The organism is Paracoccus bogoriensis (assembly GCF_019431455.1).
In the GTDB taxonomy this organism is placed as follows: Bacteria; Pseudomonadota; Alphaproteobacteria; order Rhodobacterales; family Rhodobacteraceae; genus Paracoccus; species Paracoccus bogoriensis.
Genome location: NZ_JAHYSR010000001.1, coordinates 63,216 through 81,039 on the forward strand (window position 1 = coordinate 63,216; position 17,824 = coordinate 81,039).

At 69.5% G+C, this 17,824-nt stretch carries 16 protein-coding genes; 7 read left to right on the top strand and 9 right to left on the bottom strand.

The genetic code is table 11. The features are described from left to right. The first annotated feature begins 64 nt into the window (after positions 1-64). From KY389_RS00310 to KY389_RS00330, 5 genes are all read left to right on the top strand, one after another. Positions 65-976 (top strand): MBL fold metallo-hydrolase, encoded by a 912-nt coding sequence (locus KY389_RS00310; RefSeq protein WP_219828718.1) that lies wholly within the window; start codon positions 65-67, stop codon positions 974-976. Between the two features lie 62 nt (positions 977-1,038). Next, entirely contained in the window at positions 1,039-1,998 is a 960-nt protein-coding gene (speB, locus tag KY389_RS00315) for an agmatinase (protein WP_219828719.1), read from the top strand. A gap of 119 nt (positions 1,999-2,117) precedes the next feature. Next, positions 2,118-3,170: a peptide chain release factor 1 gene (gene prfA, locus KY389_RS00320; RefSeq protein WP_219828720.1), complete on the top strand. Its 1,053-nt coding sequence runs from the start codon at positions 2,118-2,120 to the stop codon at positions 3,168-3,170. After that, a complete protein-coding gene (gene prmC, locus KY389_RS00325; protein WP_219828721.1) occupies positions 3,167-3,991 on the top strand; it encodes a peptide chain release factor N(5)-glutamine methyltransferase in 825 nt (274 codons plus the stop codon). The genes prfA and prmC overlap by 4 nt, the downstream gene beginning before the upstream one ends. Before the next feature lie 265 nt (positions 3,992-4,256). After that, on the top strand, positions 4,257-4,988 hold the full coding sequence (locus KY389_RS00330) for a DUF4167 domain-containing protein (RefSeq protein WP_219828722.1): 732 nt from the start codon (positions 4,257-4,259) through the stop codon (positions 4,986-4,988). Between the two features lie 76 nt (positions 4,989-5,064). Here the strand turns inward: KY389_RS00330 and rsmA are convergent, their stop codons facing one another. Genes rsmA through lptF form a run of 6 tightly spaced genes read right to left on the bottom strand, consistent with a single transcriptional unit; the run spans position 5,065 to position 12,759 of the window. After that, positions 5,065-5,919: a 16S rRNA (adenine(1518)-N(6)/adenine(1519)-N(6))-dimethyltransferase RsmA gene (gene rsmA / locus KY389_RS00335; RefSeq protein WP_219828723.1), complete on the bottom strand. Its 855-nt coding sequence runs from the start codon at positions 5,917-5,919 to the stop codon at positions 5,065-5,067. Then, entirely contained in the window at positions 5,916-6,881 is a 966-nt protein-coding gene (gene pdxA, locus KY389_RS00340; RefSeq protein WP_219828724.1) for a 4-hydroxythreonine-4-phosphate dehydrogenase PdxA, read from the bottom strand. The genes rsmA and pdxA overlap by 4 nt, the downstream gene beginning before the upstream one ends. Continuing rightward, positions 6,881-8,155 (bottom strand): peptidylprolyl isomerase, encoded by a 1,275-nt coding sequence (locus KY389_RS00345; protein ID WP_219828725.1) that lies wholly within the window; start codon positions 8,153-8,155, stop codon positions 6,881-6,883. Before KY389_RS00345 ends, pdxA begins: the two co-directional genes overlap by 1 nt. 34 nt (positions 8,156-8,189) lie before the next feature. After that, complete coding sequence (locus tag KY389_RS00350) at positions 8,190-10,550, bottom strand: LPS-assembly protein LptD (protein WP_246587861.1); 2,361 nt, start codon at positions 10,548-10,550, stop codon at positions 8,190-8,192. Beyond that, the gene (gene lptG, locus KY389_RS00355; RefSeq protein WP_219828726.1) at positions 10,547-11,647 is read right to left on the bottom strand and encodes an LPS export ABC transporter permease LptG; all 1,101 of its coding nucleotides are present in this window, start codon (positions 11,645-11,647) and stop codon (positions 10,547-10,549) included. The genes KY389_RS00350 and lptG overlap by 4 nt, the downstream gene beginning before the upstream one ends. Further along, on the bottom strand, positions 11,644-12,759 hold the full coding sequence (gene lptF, locus KY389_RS00360) for an LPS export ABC transporter permease LptF (RefSeq protein ID WP_219828860.1): 1,116 nt from the start codon (positions 12,757-12,759) through the stop codon (positions 11,644-11,646). The genes lptG and lptF overlap by 4 nt, the downstream gene beginning before the upstream one ends. Before the next feature lie 121 nt (positions 12,760-12,880). On the opposite strand from lptF, the gene KY389_RS00365 reads away from it, so the two are divergent. Together KY389_RS00365 and KY389_RS00370 are read left to right on the top strand one after the other, a co-directional pair. After that, positions 12,881-14,359, top strand: coding sequence for a leucyl aminopeptidase (locus KY389_RS00365; protein WP_219828727.1), 1,479 nt, complete (start codon positions 12,881-12,883; stop codon positions 14,357-14,359). Positions 14,360-14,588: 229 nt separating this feature from the next. Next, on the top strand, positions 14,589-15,038 hold the full coding sequence (locus tag KY389_RS00370) for a DNA polymerase III subunit chi (RefSeq protein WP_219828728.1): 450 nt from the start codon (positions 14,589-14,591) through the stop codon (positions 15,036-15,038). Positions 15,039-15,142: 104 nt separating this feature from the next. Here KY389_RS00370 and urtE read toward each other — a convergent pair whose 3' ends face one another. Genes urtE through urtC form a run of 3 tightly spaced genes read right to left on the bottom strand, consistent with a single transcriptional unit; the run spans position 15,143 to position 17,824 of the window. Continuing rightward, on the bottom strand, positions 15,143-15,850 hold the full coding sequence (urtE, locus tag KY389_RS00375) for an urea ABC transporter ATP-binding subunit UrtE (RefSeq protein ID WP_219828729.1): 708 nt from the start codon (positions 15,848-15,850) through the stop codon (positions 15,143-15,145). Position 15,851: 1 nt separating this feature from the next. Then, positions 15,852-16,592 (bottom strand): urea ABC transporter ATP-binding protein UrtD, encoded by a 741-nt coding sequence (gene urtD / locus KY389_RS00380; RefSeq protein WP_219828730.1) that lies wholly within the window; start codon positions 16,590-16,592, stop codon positions 15,852-15,854. Continuing rightward, positions 16,589-17,824 carry an urea ABC transporter permease subunit UrtC gene (urtC, locus tag KY389_RS00385; RefSeq protein WP_219828731.1) on the bottom strand — a complete coding sequence of 412 codons (1,236 nt, stop codon included), beginning with the start codon at positions 17,822-17,824 and terminating at the stop codon, positions 16,589-16,591. The genes urtD and urtC overlap by 4 nt, the downstream gene beginning before the upstream one ends.

The following is a 17,824-nucleotide window of genomic DNA, read 5'->3' on the forward strand; positions in this document are numbered from 1 at the left end:
AGGGTGGGGGGGTTGAAGATCGCGCGCGCCAAAATATATTCCCATTTACGAATGTGAAGGAGGCATGGCCATGACGGTTCGGGAAAGTCTGTCGCGGGGGGCGGGGTCGCCCTCGGTCCTGGGGTTTCACGACAAGGCGACGGGAAGTTGCCAGTATCTTGTCTGGGACGAGGAGAGCCGCGATGCGGCCGTGATCGACCTGGTGCAGGAGTTCGATCCGCGCGGCGGCGCGGTCCGGCACCGGCATGGCGAATTCGTGCTGGACGAGATCGCCCGGCGCGGGTTGCGGCTGGCCTGGATCCTCGACACGCACCCCCATGCCGATCACCTGATGGACGGCGCCTGGCTGAAGGCGCGGACCGGCGCGCCCCATGCCATCGGCGAAAAGGTCGTCGAGATCGCCCGCCTCTGGGAAGACATCTACGGCACGCCCGGCGCCTTTGATCCGGCGCGCGATTTCGACCGGCTGTGGCGCGATGGCGAGACGTTTGCGCTTGGCGGTCTGACGGTGCGGGTGATGCTGCATTCGGGCCATACGCTCGGTTCGGTCAGCTATGTGGTCGGGGATGCGGCCTTCGTGCACGACACCTTCATGCAGCCCGATATCGGCACCAGCCGCGCCGATTTTCCGGGCGGCGATTCGGGGGCGCTTTACGACAGTCTCATGTCGATCCTGTCCCTGCCCGACGAGACGCGGATCTTCGTGGGCCATGATTACGGCGGGCCTGACCGCGAGGCGCCTGAATGGGAATCGACCGTGGCCGAGCAACGCGCGGCCAACAAACATGTCGGCGGCGGGGTGAGCCGCGAGGATTTCATCGCGCTGCGCGATGCGCGCGACGCGACGCTGCCGCTGCCCCATCGCATCCTGCAATCGCTGCAGGTGAACCTGCGCGGCGGGCGCCTGCCCGAGCCGGATGCCTCGGGCGTCAGGGCCTTTCGCTACCCGGTCGGGCGGTTCCCGTTCTTCGAGTGAGGCCCTTGCGGGCGGCGGGCAGAGGTCGCACTCTGACGCCGGACCGCTGAAGGGAGGGCGCGATGGCGCTGCAAGACGCGAAGACACAGGTGGATCAGGCCTTCACCCGGACCGACCGGCGCGGCCTGTCCTTCGAGAACGCCTTTGGCGGGGCTGTCAGCTTTCTGCGCCGCCGCTACAGCAAGGATCTGGCCGGGGCGGATGTCGCGGTGACGGGCATTCCCTTCGATCAGGCGGTCACGCACCGGCCCGGATCGCGCTTCGGGCCGAGGGCGATCCGCGAGGCCTCGACCCTGCAGGCCTTCGACGCGCCCTATGGCTGGGGCTATGATCCGTTCAGCCTGCTGGAGATCGTCGATTACGGCGACATGGCGTTCGATTATGCCGCCGTGGCAGAGGTGCCGGGGCGGATCGAGGCGCATCTGGGCGCGATCCTCGATGCGGGGGCGGCGCCGGTGACGCTTGGCGGGGATCACTTCATCACCCTGCCGATCCTGCGCGCGGTGGTGGCACGGCACGGGCCGGTGGCGCTGATCCAGTTCGACGCCCATTCCGATACCTGGGTGGATGACGACCCCGCGCGGATCGACCACGGGACGTTTCTCTACAAGGCGATCCGCGAGGGGCTGGTCGATCCCGCGGCCTCGGTCTCGGTCGGCATCCGCACGGACAATCCCGACACACTTGGGGTGACGATCCTCGATGCGGCCTCGGTTCACCGGGACGGGGTCGAGGCGACGCTGGCGCGCATCCGCGCGGTGGTGGGCGAGCGGCCCTGCTATCTGACCTTCGACATCGACGCGCTGGACCCGGCCTTCGCGCCCGGCACGGGCACACCGGTCTGGGGCGGGCTGGCCAGCTGGCAGGCGGCGGCCTTGCTGCGCGGGCTGGCGGGCATCCGGCTGATCGGCGGCGACGTGGTCGAGGTCTCGCCGCCCTATGACACGACGGGCGCCACCGCGATCGCGGGCGCCCATGTCGCGGTCGAACTGATCGCGCTTCTGGGCTGGCACCGGCGCTGATCTGCGTGCTGCGGCACGATATGGGGCAGGCCGGGGGGCTGGGGCGCCCCCCGGACCCCCCCCGCCGCATCATCTCGGCGCGGCTTGTCCTGCGGCAGGCCTGGTTGTAATCCGGTCCGATGTTGCCCGAAGACCGCCTGACCCAGATCGTCCAGCGTTTCGAGTTTCTCGAGGCGCAATTGAATGCCGGGGCCGCCGCCGACCAGATCGCGCGGATCAGCCGCGAATATTCCGAACTGAAGCCCGTGGTCGAGCAGATCGCCCTGTGGCGCGCCGGTCAGGCCAACCGTGCCGAGGCCGAGGCGATGCTGGCCGATCCCGAGATGCGGGATCTGGCCGCCGACGAGTTGCGCCGGCTGGAGGCCGAACTGCCGGCGCTTGAACAGGCGCTCCGCATCGCGCTGCTGCCCCGCGACGCGGCCGATGCGCGCCCCGCCATCCTCGAGATCCGCCCCGGCACCGGTGGGGACGAGGCGGCGCTGTTCGCGGGCGACCTGCTCGAGATGTATCGCCGCCATGCCGAGGCGCAGGGATGGGACTTTCAGATCCTGGAACTGACGCGGACGGAACTGGGCGGTGTGCGCGAGGCCGTGGTGCGGATCGCGGGCGAGGGGGTCTTTGCCCGGCTGAAATACGAATCCGGCGTGCACCGCGTCCAGCGCGTCCCGGAAACCGAATCAGGCGGGCGCATCCATACCTCGGCCGCGACCGTGGCGGTGCTGCCCGAGGCGGAAGAGGTGGATATCGACATCCCGGCCACCGATATCCGCATCGACACGATGCGCGCCTCGGGGGCGGGCGGCCAGCACGTCAACACGACCGATTCGGCGGTTCGGATCACGCATCTTCCCACTGGCATCGTCGTGACCAGCTCAGAGAAATCGCAGCACCAGAACCGCGCCAATGCCATGGCAGTCCTGCGCGCAAGGCTCTACGATGCCGAACGGATGCGCGCCGATGCCGAACGCGCCGCCGACCGCAAGAGCCAGGTCGGCAGCGGCGACCGCAGCGAACGCATCCGCACCTACAATTTTCCGCAGGGCCGCATGACCGATCACCGCATCAACCTGACGCTTTATGCACTGGACCGGATCATGGCGGGCGACCTGTCCGAGATCATCGACGCACTGGTTGCACATGATCAGGCGGCCCGTCTGGCCATGGCGCAATGAGGTTGTCGGACGCCCAGGCCGAGGGCGCGGCCCTTCTGCGCGCCGCAGGGATCGAGGGCGCCGCGCGCGACGCCGACCGCATCCTGGCCGCCGTCCTGGACATCGAACCGGGCGCCCTGCGGATGACCGAGGATCGCGCCCTGACCGCCGATCAGGCCGCCGCCTTCCGTCGCGGCATCGCCGCCCGCGCGCTGCGCCAGCCCGTCGCCCAGATCGTGGGCTACCGTGATTTCTGGGCGCATCGCTTCAAGGTCACGCGGGACACGCTTGACCCCCGCCCCGAAACCGAGGCCCTGGTCGAGGCCGCGCTGACCCTGCCCTGGCGCACGGTGCTGGATCTGGGCACCGGCACGGGCGCGATCCTCATTTCGCTTCTGGCCGCGCGGCCGGGGACGCGCGGCACCGGCACCGACCTTTCCGAGGCTGCGCTGGATGTCGCCCGCCACAATGCCCGCCGGATCGGTGTCGATGCCCGCTTCCGCCGCGCCGACTGGTTTCAGGGCATCGAGGGTGTCTTCGACCTGATCGTCTCGAACCCGCCCTATATCGCGGCCTCCGAGATGGCGGGCCTTGCCCCCGATATCCGCGACTGGGAACCCCATTCCGCCCTGACCGATGGCGGCGACGGGCTGTCGGCCTATCGCGCCATCGCCTCGGGCTGCCGGGCGCATCTTGCACCGGGCGGGCATGTCCTGGTCGAGATCGGCGCCAGCCAGGGCGCCGATGTGGCGGCGATCTTTGCGGCGGCTGGGGCACGGGTCTCGATCCGGCCCGATCTGGACGGGCGCGACCGGGTGGTTGTGGCCGAATTCCCCGCCTGACCCGCCAATTGCCGCCCATCTGCGCCATTTAGCCAAGTTTTCGCTTGTCTCGGGGCGACAGGCGTGATTAGTCGGCTGCGTGACGAGGGGGAAACCCCTCGCATCGGTCAGCCTGACAAAGCCGATACCGCAAGGGGCGCCCTGCGCGCCCATCGAGGGGCGAGGCAGGGCTGAGCGCATCGGCAAAGACGCCGATGCTGCCGTCATCCAACGCCGTGCGTCGAAGCCTCTGCCAAGACGACCCGACAACCTGACAGACAGACTGATGAGATCATCCAAATCACGTTCGCGCAGCAAGTCGAACCGCCAGCGTTCCCTTGGGAACATCGTCAACCGCGTGTTCGAAAGCTCGGGCCCCGAGGGCAAGGTGCGCGGCACGCCCCAGCAGATCATCGAGAAATACCTGACGCTGGCGCGCGACGCCCAGCTGTCCCATGACCGCGTGGCCGAGCAGAGCTTTCTGCAGCACGCCGAGCATTACACCCGCATGTTGGGCGAGGCTCAGCGCGAGATGGCCGAACGCCAGACCCAGCTGAACGGCAACGGGCAGCATGGCCATCAGGGCCATCAGGGCGGCCAGAACGGCGGTCATCAGGGCGGCCACGCCCAGCAGGGCCGCACCCAGGACGACGACCATCCGCGCGAGCATCATCCGCGCGAGCATCAGCCCCGCGACCAGGCACCCCGCGCGCCCGAGCCGCCCGCAGAACAGCGCCCCGAGCCCCTTCCCGAACCGGCCCCGGCCGAGGATGCGCCGGCCCTGCCCGATCCAGTGGGTGACGAGGTCGAGACCGGCCCGGTCGAGACACCCGAGGCCGCCGAGGCTCCGCACACCGCCGAAGCCAAGCCCCGGTCGCGCCGCAGCAGCCGCCCGCGCAGCGCCGGCGGCGAGGAAACGGCGCCGCGCAGCGCCCCGGCCCGCAGCCGGCGCAAGCCTGCCGCCGCCGCGGGCGCGCCCGTCGAAGCGCCGGCCTCCCCCGAAGGGTCCGGGGACTAAGCTCCGCCGGATGGCACGAATGGAAAGGCCGCAGCCCCGCGCTGCGGCCTTTTTCGTCGTGGCAAGGGAAAAGCCGTCAGGCCGGGCGGCGCGCTTCGGCCAGCGCGCGCGCCAGCGCGCAGAACCGGTCCAGCCCGATCTCTTCAGCGCGGGCGGTGGGCGGGATTCCGGCGGATTCCAGCAGGGCCTCGATCTGCGGATGCAACCCTTTCAGCGCCGCGCGCAGCATCTTGCGCCGCTGGTTGAAGGCCGCGCCCGTCACCTGCGACAGCACTGCCGGATCGGCGGGATGGCGCGGTTCGGGCAGGGCGGTCAGGTGCACCACGGCGGAATGGACCTTGGGGGCGGGCACGAAGGCCTCGGGGGGCAGGGACATGACGATCCGCGCCTCGGCCCGCCATTGCGCCAGCAGCGCCAGCCGCCCATAGGCCTTGTCGCCGGGCCGCGCGACGATGCGTTCGGCGACCTCCTTCTGGAACATCAGCGTCAGCGATTCCCAGAAGGGCGGCCATTGCGGCGGCGTCAGCCAGCGGATCAGCAATTCCGTCCCGACATTATAGGGCAGGTTCGCCGCGACCCGGATCGGCGGGGTCAGATGCGCCAGCGGGTCGATCTGCAGCGCATCACCATGGATCACGGTCAGGCGGCCCGGATAGCGCGCGGCGATCTCGGCCAAGGCGGGCAAGGCGCGTTCGTCCTTTTCGATGGCCAGCACATGGCGCGCGCCCTCGGCCAGCAGGCCTCGGGTCAGCCCGCCGGGGCCTGGGCCGATCTCCAGCACGTCGCAGCCCGTCAGATCGCCCGCCTGCCGCGCGATCTTGGCCGTCAGGTTCAGGTCCAGCAGAAAGTTCTGTCCCAGCTGCTTCCTGGCGCGCAGGTCATGCGTGGCGATCACCTGACGCAGCGGCGGAAGGTCGTCGATCGTGCTCATGCGCGGGCCTTTGCCATCGCCTCGGCCATCTTCAGCGCCGCGATCGTGGATGAGGGATCGGCCAGCCCCTGGCCCGCGATGCCGAAGGCCGTTCCGTGATCGGGCGAGGTGCGGATGAAGGGCAGACCAAGCGTCACGTTCACGCCGCCCGCGAAATCCAGCGTCTTGATCGGGATCAGCGCCTGGTCGTGATAGGCGCAGACGGCCGCGTCGTAATGCGCGCGTGCGGGGGCGTGAAACATCGTGTCGGCGGGCAGGGGGCCGGTCACATGCAGGCCCTCGGCCCGCAGCCGCGCGATCAGGGGCGCGATCATCTGCTGTTCTTGCCGGCCCATCCGTCCGCCTTCGCCCGCATGGGGGTTCAGCCCGGCCACCGCGATCCGGGGCGCGCGGATGCCGAAATCGCGGATCAGCCCGGCATGGGTCAGCCGGATCGCCTGTTCCAGCGCCGCTTCCGTCAGCGCGTCGGGCACATCGGCCAGAGGGATATGGATCGTCGCGGGCACAACCCGGCAAGGTGGCGTGACCGTGGTCGAGACCAGCATCATCGCCACCGGCACATCGCCCGCCAGATGGGCCAGAAATTCGGTATGTCCAGGAAAGGCAAAGCCCGCCCCTGTCTGCAGCGCTTCCTTGCTGATCGGCGCGGTGACAATCGCCGCGACCTGGCCCGCCAGCGCCAGCCGGGCCGCGCGCTCGATCACCGCGACCGTCGCCGCCGCATTGGCCGGGTCGGGCTGGCCGGGACGCGCCGGGGCGGGAAAGTCGTGGCGCAGCACCGGCAGATGGCCAGGCGGCACCGGGTCCGAGGGTTCGGTGATCTCGGCCACCGGCGCGCCCTTCGGCAGGTGTCGCGGATCGCCCAGCCAGAGCAGATCGACGCCCGAGGCCAGCGCCAGCGGCGCCAGTTCCGGGCCGATCCCCGCCGGATCGCCCGAGGTCAGCAGGATGCGACCACCCATCAGGGACGCCGGATCAGCGCATCGGCGCGCAGGTCGGCCAGAAGATTGTCCGCCGCCGCCGTGATCTTGCGGTTGAAAATCTGGTTGCGGATGTCCTCGCGCGCGGGGACGCCATCGGGGGTCGTGCCGATCCCGTCGGGCTGCTCGGCCGTCACCGGCACGTTCGGGGGCGGCAGCGGCGCCAGCGCCGGCTGGCGCGAGCACAGCATCACCAACTCTGCCGTTCCGTCGCCCAGGGGCAGTGCGGTCGCCTCGTCCGGGTCCATCGAGGCCAGCCGCGTGGCGATCAGCGCCGGGATCGCCTCGGGCGCCTGGGTCTGGCGGCGGATCTGCGGGGCGGCGGCGCCCGCCTGGGTGTAAAGGTCGTCGCAATTGCGGGTGATCTGGGCCAGCCGCGCGGCCTCGGCCTCGCTCGCCAGACGCAGGGTCATGTAGTCCAGCAACTGAGCGCGCGCGCCCGGGCGCACCGTGCCAAGCGCGTCGCGCAGGAAGAACAGCACCACCGCCCCCTCGACCGTCAGCGGCTGCGTGACCTGACCCGGTTGCAGCGCCGTGATGATCGGCAGCAGCGAGGGCGGCAATTCGTTCAGCCGCACCACGTCCAGCCGCCCGCCCTGCCGGGCCGAGGGCACGGCCGAGAATTCGCGCGCGAAGGCTGCGAATTGCGCCTCGGTCGGGTTCGAGGCGACGATGCGCTGCGCGATGGCCATGGCTTGCGCCTCTTGCCCCGGAGGCGCGGGGATGATCAGTTCCGACAGGGCCACGCGGTCGATGACCGGGGTTTCCAGGATGCGGCGCAATTCCTGTTCGACCTCGGCTTCGGAGACGCTGATCTGCGGCAACAGACGCGCGCGCACGACTTCGCGCCAGACGGTGCCCGCTTCGATGAAGTCGCGAAAGACCTGCGGCTCGATCCCGCCCTGCGCCAGTCGCTGGATCAGCTCGTCGGCGGTCAGGCCCGCGCGGCCGGCGAATTCCTCCTGTCCGGCGGCAAGTCCCTCGGGGGTGATCTCGATGCCAAGCCGGCGGGCCGCCTGAAGGCGCAGCCGGTCATCGACCAGGGCCTGCTGGGCATCGGCAGCGGTCGTGTCCGTCGCGCCCAGAAAGCGCATGAACCGTTGGCGCTGCTCGACCTCGTAGCGAGTCACGGCGCTGTCATTGACGTAGATGACCGGTTGGAACAGCCCCTGGGCCGCAGCCGGGCTTGCCACGGGCAGCGCAAGCGGAAGGCCAAGCGCCGCCGCCAGGATCATGCCGGATAGGAAATGCCGCATTCGCCGCCCTCTTTCATTCGTCTTGCCGCGCAATCTAGCGCATGCAGTTGCGCCGCGCCACCGTGCCGGGACCGCCGGGCGATTGCCCGAACCCCGCCAGCCGCACGGACAGGTCCAGACTGGTCTCGGGCCGCACCAGATCCGACGAGGTGAAGCGCCGCGTCACCCCCGTCTCGACCGCCAGACACTCGTTGCGATAGGTCACCCGCAGCGAGGCCCGCTGCGCGCGGTCGGCGGCAAAGTCATAGCGCGTTTCGGCCGTGCCCCACCAGCCATCGGCGATCTGCCAGCCGACCGTCGCGGCCAGTTCGCTGGTGTCGCTGGCGCGGCCTTCCTGGGCATCGCTGGCGATCCACAGATGTCCCGCCGACAATTGCAGGTCGGGCCGCAGCCAGCCAAGCCGCAATTCGTTGCGCGACACGGTCAGCGAATCGTCGAACAGCGCCCGGTTGGCGATGGCCAGCCCCGTGCCGCTGTCGAAATGGGCCGCCAGCAGCCAGTCGGATTGCCGCCCCGCCAGCGGTCCCGCCCGCGAGAACGTTTCCTGAGAGCGCGCCCGGAAGACGCGCCCCCCCGTCAGCCCGATCGACCAGCCCGCCGGGTCCAGCCGCGTCCAGGTTGTGCCGATATTGGCGCGCAGGCCGGTCTCGCGCGCATCCCAGCCCGGAAAGCGGTTGGCGGAAAACAGGTTGCCCTCGTCGAACTCGATCAGGCGGCTGTCCTCGTTGGGGATGTCGTCGTCGCTGCCCTGCGGCGAATAGAGAAGCTGGATTACTGGCTCGACCAGATGAGTGGCCGCGCCCGTGCCGCCCGCCAGCGGCCAGCGCAGTTCGGCGCCGATCAGCGGGTCCAGCCGCCCCACGACCGGCTCGAATCCGTCATCCTGCGCGATCCGGTAAAGATCGGCCTTCAGCGCAGTCAGCGCGGCGGCTACCACGCCGCCCGGCAGGATCGCATGGCGCCGCCAATCCACCCCGACCGAGCCGCGCGCCACGTCGCGGCCCAGGATGTTCTCGTCCGAGGGGCGGCGATGGGCGTGGACCGACCATTCCAGCAGCGCCTCGCCGCCGATCAGGTCGGGGCTCATCCGGCGCACCCAGATCGCGGTGGCGACCTGGGCGGGAGATGTCGCGTTGTCCTCGTCCTCGCGCAGCGAATGGTAATTGCCGACCCGGCCCCAGAACAGCCGGTCGCGGCGCACCCTTTCGACCGAGACGCCCGACCACAGCCGGTCGGCATTCGTCACGCCGTAATCCAGCAGATAGGCGCGGTCGGTCGCGGCCTGCAATTGTGCCGCCAGCCGGTAGCCGCGCGCCAGATCGAACAGGGCCGCGCCAAAGACATAGCCGCGCGTCTCGCCGGGGCGCAGGTCGTCGCGGCTGATCGCGCCGTTCCATTCGGTCGCGCCATTGGCGAAGGCATGGCGATAGCGCGCCTCCAGCGTGCGGGTGCGGCCAAAGGACAGATAGGGCGTCAGCGTCACATCCGCCTGATCGCCAAGCGTTTGAAAATAAGGCAATTTCAACCCGAAGCCCAGCCCCGAGGTCGTGCGGATCTGCGGGCGCAGGAAACCGCTTTGCCGCGCAACGGTCGGATCGGGCGCAGTGATCGTGAAGGGCAGCTGCGCCAGCGGGAGGCCGAAGGCGCGGAATTGCGGATGCTCGAAGGACAAACGCCGTGCTTCGGCGTCATGGGTGATGCTGCGGGCGCGGATTTCCCAGAGGGGGGCGGGATCGCCCGCGCAGATCCGGCAGGACGAGGCCGCGACCCGGCGCAGCGTGGTGATGCGCCCGCCTTGGCTGCGTTCGGCCTGGGACGCGGCCAGCTGCAATTCGCGGGCGATGACCATGCGCGCGCCGCGCAGGATGCCGTCCTGCAATTCGCCGTCGATCTGGCCCGCGTCGGCGATCAGCACGGCCTCGGCATCGGGGTCCGTGGCGCCGGGGCGCGACAGGTGGATCGGCCCTTCCAGCGTCAGATCGCCCGAGGCGCCGTCCACGATGATGCGCGAGGCGACCAGACGCGCGCCCTGATACCAGACCACCACCCCGCCCGAGGCGATCAGCGTCCGGTCCCCCCGCAGCGCGACGTGATCGGCCAGGACCGTGGCCGCGCCGCCCTGCCGCGCGCCCGCCGAGCCGGGCAGGGTGACACGCTGGTCGGGATCGACGGCTTCGGGGTTGGCGGGCGTGGGTGTGCGGTCGCCCACCGGGGCGCTGCCCAGTTCCTGCGCGGCGGGGGCAAGGGCAGCCCCTCCGCTGCGATCGGCCAGCGGCGTGCCCGTCATCACCGACATGTCGATGAAAGGCGCCTCGGGACCGGGTTGCGCCCCGGCTGAGGCCGCCCCGATCATCAGGGCCAGCGCCGAGGTCAGGATCAGGCTCTTGCGGGTCATCCGTCCTCTCGCTTCAGGATCAGGGCGACGGCCAGGGCCGCGCCCACGGCGGGCGGGGTCCAGGCGGCCATTTCCGGCGTGATCTGGCCGTTGTCGCCCAGAACCTGCGCCAGATTGCGCAGGAAGAACAGCGCAATCCCTCCGCCAAAGGCCATCAGCACCGCCGCGCCCGTATTGCGGCCGCGCACATGCTGCATCGTGAAGGCCGCCGCAATCAGGATCATCGCGGCCATCATCGCGGGCCGAGCCAGTTCCATCTGGAACCAGACCTTGTGGCGGGCGGCGGAAAAGCCCGCGCGTTCCAGCCCGTCGATGAAGGCGGGCAATTGCCAGACCGGCACAGAGTCGGGCCGCCCGAACCCCTCGCGGATGCGCTGCGCGGTCAGATCCGAGGGCAGGCGCAATTCATCCCGCACCACCATTGCGGCCTGCGGATTGGGCGCGTCCAGCGGAAAGTCGCGCGCGTCCGTCAGCACCCATTCGCCAGGCTCCAGCCGCGCCTCGCGTGCCTCGATCCGGCGGACGGGGCCGCGGCTTTCGTCAAAGATCAGGAAGCTGGCCTGATACAGCACTGCCGCATCGGGGCTGGTCCGCGCGGCGCGGATCACGACCTGCCCGCCGCCCTGCGGGAAGCCCTGACGAAGCCAGACCTCGCTTTCGCCCAGACTGACCGTCTGTTGCCCGTTCCGGTCGATCGCGGCCACCGCATCGTCGTAAAGTCCGCCCGTCACCGCGACCAGCGGGTTCACCAGCGCGACCGCCAACACCCCCACCGCCGCCGCCGTCAGCGCGGGCACGGCCACGCATCGCAGGGCGGACCGCCCGGAGGCGCGGATCGCCACCATCTCGGACGACCGGGCCAGCCCGATGAACAACGCAATTCCCGACAGGACCGTGATCAGCGGCAGGATGGAATAGAAGCTGCCCGTCACGTTCAGCGCGGCAATGCCCGCGGCCTCGGACAGGCCGATGCCCCGGCCCGAAAAGCGGCGGACCGTCTCGATCATGTCGATCAGGAACAGGATCAGCCCGAACACTGCCGCGATCAGCGTCAGAACCCGCAGATAGCGCCGCGCCAGATACCGCGCCAGGATCACGACGCGCCCCCTTTCGGCCCGCGCGCCCGCCCGGCCAGCCACAGCAGCGCGACCGACAGGAACCCGCCGACCAGCGCCGGGACGTAAAGCAGCGGCCACAGGCCTGGATTGCGGCCGACCTGCCCGGCGGCCAGATTCGACAGGAACTGCACCAGGATCAGGCCCAGGATCGCCCAGCCCACCTGCCGCCAGACCCCGAACCGCGAGAACCCGCCGATCAGCAGCGTCGCAAAGCCCAGCATCGCGGCAACCGGAGACAGCAGGGGTTGGGCGATCCGCTCATGCGCCTCGGCCCGCGCGGCGCCGGCGCTGGCGCCCGTGGCCTCCAGCAGCGCCTGATCGGGCGCCAGCAGGCGCAGCGTGCCGTAATCGCGCAGATCGCGCCCCCGTTCGGACCGGCCCCCGGTCAGCGCGCCGATATCATAGCTGAACTCGGCAAAACGCGTCACGGCCAGCCCGGGACCGTCCTCGCGCAGTGTCTGGATCATGCCGTTCAGCAGGACCAGGACCGGCCCGGTCTGGGTCCGCACGACCAGAGCCTCTTCCGAGGAATAGGTCACGGCGGCGCGCGGATTGCGCCGGTCCTCGATGAACAGGTCCAGCAGCCGCCCGTCGGCGGCCACGTCGCGGACAAACAGCGTGATCCCCCGCGCCGGATACTGGAACGCGCCGGGGCGCAGGAATTGCGCGGCCACGTTTTCGGCGATCTCGGCCTGCCGGTCGGCCAGCCGCGCCCGCGCCATGGGCACCAGCTCGTGGACCAGCACCGCCACCATCAGCGCGACCATCACGCCGAAGACCGCAACCGGCCGCGCCAGCCGCCAGGGCGACAGCCCTGCCGCCTGCATGGCGACCAGCTCGGATTCGTTCGACAGCCGGTTCGTGCCATAGGCCGTCGCCGCGAAGGCCGCGACCGGCAGGACGGTGGCGATCACGATGGGCAGGGTCAGCGCGGTGAATTCCAGCACGACCAGCGCGGTCTGCCCGTCATTCAGCAAATCGTCGAACAGCCGCACCGCCCGGTTGATCCAGTAAACCGAGACCAGGACCAGCGCGAAGAACCCGAAAAGGGTCGTCAGCAGGCCAAGCATGTATCGGTCGATCTGGCGCATCCCCGCCCTTTGCCCCCGCCCTATGCCGCGTGACATTCCGCCCTGCTTAGCCGCAAGGGCGGCTCTGGAAAAGGGCCGGGCGCGGGTCTAGGGTCATGCGCAACCAGACGTGAGGACAACGATGACACAGCCCGTCCAGATCAGCTTCACCGAAACCGCCGCCGACCGGCTTGCCACGCATGAAGGCCGCGCCGCCCTGATCCTGGGCGCCGACGGCAAGCTGCCCGGCCGCCTGCCGCGCGCGCTGCGCGAGGCGGTGACGCGGGCGCTGGGCTCCAAGGCGGGCAAGGCGCTGAAACCCGGTCAGGCGCTGGAACTGGCCTTCCCCGCGGGCCTGCGGGTCGAGACGCTGCTGCTGGTCAACCTGCCTGCCGGCGCCTCGGTCTTGGATGCGCGCCGGGCGGGCGCGGCCATCGGCGCGCGGCTGGGCGGCCAGCACATGCTGGTCATGGCGGGCGCGCATAAGCGCGCGGGCGACATCGCGCTGGGCCTTGCGCTGCGCGGATACGACTTTGACGCCTACCGCAGCAAGCGCGACGATGACGAGAACGGCGCGCCCTTGCAGCCCCGCGTGACCTTCATGGTCAAGGATCCGGAATCGCTGGCGAAATCCGCAGCCGACGCGGCGGCTCTGGCCGAGGGCGTGTTCTTCACCCGCGATCTGGTCAACGAACCGGCCAATGTCCTGACCACGACCGATTTCGCCGACCGCCTGCTGGCCATGCGCGAACTGGGCCTTGAAGTCGAGGTGATCGAGGAAAAGAAGCTGGCCAAGCTGGGTATGCGCGCGCTTCTTGCGGTGGGGCAGGGCAGCGAATCGCCCTCCAGGGTCGTGGTGATGCGCTGGAACGGCGCGGGCGATCAGGCCCCGCTGGCGCTGGTCGGCAAGGGCGTCGTCTTCGATTCGGGCGGCATCTCGATCAAGCCCGCTGCCGGGATGGAAGAAATGACGATGGATATGGGCGGCGCGGGCGTCGTGGCGGGCGTCATGCGCACGCTGGCGCTGCGCCGCGCCAAGGCCAATGTCGTGGGCCTTGTCGGCCTGGTCGAGAACATGCCCGACGGTCGCGCCCAACGCCCCGGCGACATCGTGAAATCCATGAAGGGCGACACGATCGAGGTCATCAATACCGATGCCGAAGGCCGCCTCGTCCTGGCCGACGTGCTCTGGTATGCCCAGCAGGAATACAAGCCCGCCGCCGTGATCGACCTGGCGACCCTGACCGGCGCGGTCATCATCGCATTGGGCCATGAGAATGCGGGCGTCTTCGCCAATGACGACGCGCTGGCCGACAGCATCCTGGCAGCCGCAAGGGCCGAGGGCGAGGGCGCATGGCGCCTGCCGCTGGGTCCGTCCTATGACAGCCTGATCAAGTCGCGTCTGGCGGACATGAAGAATACCGGCGGCCGCGCGGCAGGATCGATCACGGCGGCGCAGTTCCTGCAGCGCTTCATCGCCGAGGGTCAGCCCTGGGCGCATATCGACATCGCGGGCGTGACCCTGCCGCCTTCGGCCACGGATCTGGCGCCCAAGGGCGCGACGGGCTGGGGCGTGATGACGCTCGACCGCCTCATCCGCGACCGGTTCGAAAGCAAGTGACCCCGGCCCCGCATCCCCTTGCACCGACAGGCCGCGCCCCCGGGCGCGGCCCCTGCGCCTGCGGAACGACCCCAGGCAGAGGACAGGCGACCCACGCGGAATGCACGCCCGGCGCGGGCCCCATCAGTGCCGCAAGCAAGCAATTCCTGGGACATATTCCCCTTGCGGCCGTCACCGCCCTGGATCTCTCGCGCGCCCTCGTTGCGGGTCAGGAGATCGCGGCCTGACAATGGGCAAGGCACTTTTCTATCATCTCACCCGCTCCCCGGCCGAGGATCTTCTGCCGCAACTTCTCAGCCGGGCCCTTGCCGCAGGCTGGCGCGTGGAATTGCGCGCCATGTCCCCCGCCCGACTGGAACGGCTTGATCTGCATCTGTGGCAGGGCGACGGCTTTTTGCCCCACGGCCTTGCGGGTGGCCCTCATAACGACCGACAGCCGGTCCTTCTGACCCTGCCGCACCAGCAAGCGACGAACGCTCCTTCCTGTCTGATGACGCTGGACGGCCCGCCCCTCGATCCTGCGCAAATCGCCCGGCTGAACCGAACATGTATCCTCTTCGACGGCAGCGATACGACCGCCGTGAACACGGCCCGCGATCAGTGGCGCCAGCTCTCCGCCGCGGGGATCGCAGCAGAATACTGGTCCGAAGAATCAGGCCGTTGGGAAAGAAAGCGCTAGGCCAGCCAGACCTTTGCCTTGGTCCAGACATCCACGGGGGGTGAATTGGCCGCAGGCCAAGAGGGGGGCAGTCAGCCCCCTTTCCCCGCCCGCGGCAACGTTCCTCAGGCTGCCTGATGGCCCGCCAGAAGCCCGTGCAGATCGTCGCGGGACAGACGCTCCTTCGGCCCCTGCACGACCGCGCGGCCGCGCTCCATCACCAGGAAGGTGTCGCCCAGATCCCAGGCGAAATCGAAGAACTGCTCGACCAGAACGATCGCCATGTCGCCCCGGTCGCGCAGGGCGGCGATGACGCGGCCGATCTGGGCGATGATGTTGGGCTGGATCCCCTCGGTCGGCTCGTCCAGCAGCAGCACGCGCGGCCGCGTGATCAGCGCCCGGGCGATGGCAAGCTGCTGCTGCTGTCCGCCCGACAGATCGCCACCCCGCCGATGCGCCATCTCGGCCAGCACGGGGAAGCTGTCAAAGATCTCATCGGGAATGGCGCGCTCGGCGCGGGGCAGGCAGGCGAAGCCTGTCTCCAGATTCTCGCGCACGGTCAGCATCGGAAAGATCGCGCGGCCCTGTGGGACATAGCCCACGCCCATCCGCGCCATGGCCTGCGCGCTGATCCGGCCCAGGGGCTTGCCGTCCAGCGACAGATTCCCCCCGGACCGCGGATGTCGTCCCGCCAGCAGATTCATCAGCGAGGTCTTGCCGACCCCGTTGCTGCCCATCACGCAGGTCACTGCGCCGGGCCGGGCGGTGATGTCGATGCCGTGCAGGATCTGGCTGCCGCCGTAATGCAGGGTCAGGTTCGTGGCTTCCAGCATCTTATCGCCCCAGATAGACTTCGATCACATCGGGATTGCGCGTCACATGGTCCAGCGAGCCCTCGGCCAGGACCGATCCCTGATGCAGCACCGTCACGCGGCAATTCAGGCGGCGCACGAAATCCATGTCGTGTTCCACCACCACCACGGCCCGCGTCTCGGCCAGACGGCAGAGCAGCGTCGTCGTCTGCTCGCGCTCGGCCAGGGTCATGCCGGCCGCCGGCTCGTCCACCAGCAGCAGGCGCGGGTCCGAGGCCAAGAGCATCCCGATCTCCAGCCATTGCTTCTGGCCGTGGCTCAGCTCGCCCGCCTTGCGCTCTATGTGATCGGACAGTCCGACCTCGGCGGCCAGCTCCGCCACCCGCGCCTCGCTGTCGGGCGAGGGCCGCCAGCGCAGCACCGCAAGGGGGCCGCGCTCGGCCTTCAGCGCCATGGTCAGGTTCTCGGCCACGGTCTGGTCCTCGAAGACGGTCGGGCGCTGGAACTTGCGGCCGATCCCCTCGCGGGCGATCTGGGCCTCGTTCATCCGCAGCAGCGATTTCGACCCCTCGGCCCACAGGACTTCGCCCTCGTCGGGGCGGGTCTTGCCGGTCACGATATCCATGAAGGTCGTCTTGCCCGCCCCGTTCGGCCCGATCACCGCGCGCAGTTCCGCCGCGCCGATGGAAAAGGACAGGTTGTTGATCGCCTTGAACCCGTCAAAGGTCTTGCTGATCCCGCGGACTTCCAGAAGCGCGCTCATGCCGTGGCCTCTTTCTCCTGAAGGGCGCCCTGATCCGGGCCCAGATCGCGGCCATGGCGGCGCGGCGGCAGGATGCCCGATAGCCGGTCGAACAGGCCCGCGATGCCCTTGGGCGCAAACAGCGTGACCAGCACGAAGGTCAGGCCAAGCGCCACCTGCCACCAATCGACCCAGTTCACCACATAGCCCGGCAGATGGATCGAGGGCGCCCGCCCGCCGGTGAACCAGCTGGACAGCAGCGACACGATCACCGCCCCGATCACCGCGCCGTAAAGCCGCCCGCGCCCGCCGATTGCCACCCAGACCGCCAGATAGATCGAGGCGATGGGCATCAGCTCTGCCGGGTTGATGATCCCCGCCTGCGGGTAATAGAGCGCCCCCGCCACGGCCGTCATCATCGCGGCGATGGTGAAGACGGCCAGCTTGAACCCCTCGACCGGGTAGCCCAGGAACCGCACGCGCGTCTCGTCGTCGCGGATCGCGCGCACGACGCTGCCGAACTTGCCGCTGACCAGCCAGGCGGCCAGCGCATAGCCCAGGGCCAGCGCCAGCGCCGAGGCCCAGAGGAACCAGACCGACAGCGTGGCCTGCCCGACATGGTCTAGGCCCGGAATGTTCTGCAGGCCCGACAGCCCGTTATTGCCCCGAAACCCGCTGTCGTTCTGGAAGAGCCACAGCGCCAGCGCCAGCGTCATCGCCTGCGTCAGGATGGACAGATAGACGCCGTTCACGCGGCTTCGGAAGGCCAGCCATCCAAAGACCAGCGCCAGAAGACCCGGCACGGCCAGAACAAGGATCAGTTGCGCCGTCAACGAATGGGCGAAGCTCCAGACCAGCGGCAATTCGGACGATCCGACCACGCCGAAGATCTGATTGGTCACCGCATCCTGCAATTCCTGCGCGGTGGCGGGAATGGGCTGCTGGGCCAGTTGGGCCGCGACAATGGTCTCGGTCCGGGCATACATCAGCCATTGCCCGATCATGTAGCCACCCAGCCCGAAGAACGCCATCTGGCCAAGCGACAGGATGCCCAGATAGCCCCAGACCAGATCCATCGCCACGGCGGCCAGCGCAAGGCACAGCGTCTTGCCCAACAGCTTGATCATCGAGACCGGTATCGCGCCCGATCCATAGGCCGCGCTGCCCGCCGTGACTGCGGCGGTAAAGACCGCCAGCACCGTCAGCACGACCAGCACCGAGGGGTGACGCAGCACGAAGGGGGTGCGTGTCAT